Origin of the sequence: Microcystis sp. M_QC_C_20170808_M3Col (genome assembly GCF_007095505.1) — a bacterium.
Taxonomy (GTDB): Bacteria; Cyanobacteriota; Cyanobacteriia; order Cyanobacteriales; family Microcystaceae; genus Microcystis.
In genome coordinates, this window is sequence record NZ_SFBY01000213.1 from 1 (window position 1) to 2901 (window position 2901).

Consider the following 2901-nt stretch of genomic DNA (forward strand, 5'->3'; position numbering starts at 1 on the left):
TGACAATAAGTTATGACTTAGAAACTAATCAACAACTAAAGCTTATGCTTGTAGCTAAGTGAAATCATTGATTAAGAGACCTGTACTTTTCAATAACTTTTTCAGCAAACCCTAAATAGGTTTTTCTTCTGATTTCTTCCCTCTACCCGCATCGATCCTGAATGCGGGTTTTTTACTGGTTAATCAGGAAGATTTAGTAAATTCTAGACCGTTTTCGCTACCGTAACGTTCCATAAAACGCATAAAACGATCCCACTCTGCGGGAGAATTGAAAATAACCGTAGCTTCGATCGCTGTGGGTTTACCGTTGATGAATTTGCCTTTTACTTCCCTGGTGACGATTTCCCCTTCTTCATCAATGAGATACATCCCCGTGATTTCTTCAGTTTGTTGATCTCCGAGGATAGTCGGTTGCTCAAAATAAAATTTTGCCGATCCTTTCTCCCCCGTTTTAGTGCGACTTAAGCGGATATCGGGAACAACAGGTTCTTTTAAACCCTTGGAAAACTGAATTTCTGCCATTACTTTTCTTTATCCTTGTCATGAAATACACATTTCTAGATCATCTCACACCAAGTCGCAAGTAAAAAGCAGATGGGACAGCATAAGCTCAAAATATCAATACCAATATCATTTTTCCTTATTCGTAGTAGGCCTATCCATTAGTCATACTAAATCCTATTTAAAAGGTATAGGAGAGTGGAGAGTGGGGAGCGGGGAGCGGGGAGCAGGGAAAAACAATCCATAACTTGGGAGTTAATCACACTATTACAAACCGATTCGGTGTCATATCTTTCTTAACATAAAATTTGACAAAAAGACAAAAGTGTGCAAAGTGGCTCAAGTTGGTTCTCTGGAGGTTCTGTCCCTTCTCAATTAAAACTTTTTATTGCGCTGACTAATTACGCGTGTTTTAGCTTACTTGTGTCCTTAAATAGTTCTTTTACTGCGTCAAATCACACAAGTCTTTGTATAAAGGTTGTACGATCATAGTCGGACTAAATTAAATTGTTGCCATCGCTTCCCGCTTCTCGTCTAGACTGTGTTGGGATTTGTCAAAGCTAATTGCAATAGTGATCTTTTGCAGCCAATAGTTTTTTAAGTCTGTTAGCACGCTATGTCTGTCCTAAATAAAGAAAATCTTAAGCTGGAAACTCTCAACCTATCTCAAAAATACCAAAAAACAGCCTTCTGGCAGAGGGGTTGGGGGTGAGGGCAATTAACCATCTCTGCCATTACCTTTGAAAAATTTGACTTAAACAAATTATGAATAGATATGCAGTTTATTAGCAGTTATCTTAACAGTGAGATACGAAGTTTCTGGTTTTAGAGAACGGCGGAACGTCGGAATATTATCTGATCGTCAAGAAATGATGACAAATACCGCCATACTTCATAAACGCTATAATCTGAAAGTTGTTACCAGCTGCCCATCATGAAAAAACTTACTTATTCATTGCTCCCCCTGGGGATTACTGTTGGACTTTGCCTAAACATTGCCCCTGCTTCCGCCAGTTTGATAGTACGAGAATCCATTTCCAACGCCGCCCTTTCTATTGACGGTTTTGGAAGCCTCTCCAACAGCGGAATTATTCAGGCCAATATACCCACAGGTTCTACTATTAAGAGGGCTTATCTCTATGCCACCTCCGTCTGGAATATGAGTCCAGTTTACGGAGTAACTTTTAATGGGACTTTACTCCCCTTGACTTCAGCAACTATTCTTAGTCCCGATCAAAACCTAGCTACCACTGCCCGTTGGGATGTCACCAATATCATCAATTCTTCTTTTACGGGAGGACTTCAAGACTTTAGTATCGTTGAAAACGGGCCAATGCCAACTAACGATGGTGCAGTTCTTGTCGTTGCCTATAGTAATCCTTCTACCCAAGGTTTTACCTCAGTTATCTTAGACGGGGAACTAAGCACCGGGGGAGACACAGTTCAGTTTGATTTTGACAGTCCTTACACTGGAGGAGATTTTCTGGTTTCACTCGCTTCTAGTTACAGCCTTCAACCCAGTGGGCAATTCACCCAGATTGACGTAACCACTAATTCGACCAATAATCGACGTTTGAGCACAAGTGCAGGAGGACAGGATGACGGTGAAGGAGCCAACGGAGCCTTAATAACTGTTGGGGGAATAGGTGATGACCCTGCTAACCCCGGCCCATTCGCTTCCTCCTTCGATGGACCGAGAATCGATGATGAATACTATAACCTCGCTCTCGGTAATAGCGATAATGCCGCTCCTTTTATCTCACCTGGAGATACCTTCCTGCGCTTAACAACACAGAACCCAAGCAATGATGATAACGTTTTTGGAATGTTTATCACCAGTAAATTTAAGAGCACTGCCACTCCCGTCCCCGAACCATCCATGACACTGGGTATTTTCGGTATCGGTGCCATCGGTATCTTACTATCTCGTCGTGGTAAAAAATCCTAAGCTGCCCGCGGATTTAAATTGCTTGTTGAGATGAGGCAAGAGTGCCTCTTGCCTCCTACTCCCCTCTCCCAGAACGGGAGAGGGGTTGGGGGTGAGGGCAATTAACCATCTCTGCCATTACTCTTGAAAAATGGTATAGTACTAAATCGGGTTATTAAAGACTGATTATTCATTCCCCCTTTTGCATGAGTGCCTCTTGCATGAGTGCCTGTCCTCATAAGTAGCCTATACTCAACGGATTTAGCATAAATAAATTCACCCTAAGAGACTCTCGGACTGCAATCAGTGACAAAATCAAGGCTTTGACATCCTCGCCGCCGTAAAACGGACGGCGATTCCCAAACCTCACGATTTGGGTTTCTGCTTCTTTCCCTTGCGGGGTTCCGCACCTGCCTTAACAGATTTACTCTGTTCTGGTCTTATGGTCGCTCTACAGACTGACACCGCAAGTC

General features: G+C 42.6%; 2 protein-coding genes. One reads left to right on the plus strand and one right to left on the minus strand.

Translation table 11 applies throughout. The annotated features are described in order from the left end of the window. Nucleotides 1-183: 183 nt before the first annotated feature. A complete protein-coding gene (psb28, locus tag EWV84_RS09570) occupies nt 184-522 on the minus strand; it encodes a photosystem II reaction center protein Psb28 (protein WP_002758684.1) in 339 nt (112 codons plus the stop codon). A 913-nt stretch (nt 523-1435) separates the two neighbouring features. Between psb28 and EWV84_RS09575 the strand changes: the two genes are divergently transcribed. Beyond that, nucleotides 1436-2449, plus strand: coding sequence for a PEP-CTERM sorting domain-containing protein (locus EWV84_RS09575; protein ID WP_287077817.1), 1014 nt, complete (start codon nt 1436-1438; stop codon nt 2447-2449). Nucleotides 2450-2901 lie beyond the last annotated feature (452 nt).

Coding starts and splice junctions, on each gene's coding strand:
- psb28 (WP_002758684.1), bottom strand. CDS start 522: ATGGCAGAAATTCAGTTTTCCAAGGGTTTAAAAGAACCTGTTGTTCCC.
- EWV84_RS09575 (WP_287077817.1), top strand. CDS start 1,436: ATGAAAAAACTTACTTATTCATTGCTCCCCCTGGGGATTACTGTTGGA.